This window comes from Rhodoferax sp. ZS1R8 (assembly GCF_056521325.1).
The window spans coordinates 1-1042 of the sequence record NZ_JBWMBA010000200.1; the positions used below are offsets into that span (position 1 = coordinate 1).

A 1042-nucleotide genomic window follows, 5' to 3' on the forward strand; every position below is an offset into this window, starting at 1 on the left:
GCGCCTCTTCAGCTACAACAGCAAACACGGCTGGTGCCCCGATTGCGTGGGCACCGGTGTGGCGCTGACCCGCGACCAGCGCAAGGTGTTTGACGATTCGGTGAAGGACGACGACAACAAAGGCCGTGAGCAGACCTTTGCCGAGGCCGATATCGAAGACTTGCATGACGCCACTTGCCCCACCTGCCAGGGCACACGTTTAAATGCCACCGCACGGGCCGTGCAGTTCAATGCAGTGAGCATTACCGATATTGCGCGTTTGAGCGTGACCGATGTGCGCAAATGGGTGCAGACGCTGCAGCTGCTGGGCGGTATGACCACGCGTGAGAGCGACATTGCGCGCGACCTGGTGCCAGAGATCAAGAGCCGGCTGGAGTTTCTGGAAGAAGTGGGCCTGGGCTATCTGACGCTGGACCGTGGTGCCCCCACGCTCAGCGGTGGTGAGGCGCAGCGCATCCGCCTGGCCGCGCAGCTGGGCAGCAATTTGCAAGGTGTGTGTTACGTGCTGGACGAACCCACCATTGGCCTGCATGCGCGGGACAACAAGATCCTGTTGGGTGCTCTTCGGTCGCTGAGCGACAAGGGCAACACGCTGGTGGTGGTGGAGCACGACGAAGACACCATTCGCCATGCGGACCACATCATTGACATTGGGCCGAGCGCGGGTAAGCGGGGAGGGCGACTCGTCGCAGAGGGCTCCGTTGCGGATGTGCAGGCGGCTGCGGAGTCGCAGACCGGGCGCTATCTGTTGCATGCGATGAAGCACCCCCTGATGGTGCGAAGAGTTGTCGCAGAAATGGGGTCAGATCCCAATTTAGGACGTAGAATTTCCGAAGCGAACACACTCAGTACGAAACTGGGCTCTGACCCCATTTCTGCAGCGGGCGCCAAAGGGGTTAAATTGCCGAAGGGCAAAGCCGCGAAGGCTGCAGCGATTGCAGCGTCTCGCGTATCGTCCAGTGTCGAAGCAAACGCCGAGTTGGCAGAGCGCGCGCGCATAGCAGCCCAGTACGCAGCAGCGGGGGCGGCCAGGGCGGGTGAC

General features: G+C 61.7%; 1 pseudogene. It reads left to right on the top strand.

Annotated features, from left to right (window positions below):
* Positions 1-1042, top strand: a pseudogene (locus AC097P_RS24980) (excinuclease ABC subunit UvrA); the annotation flags it as partial.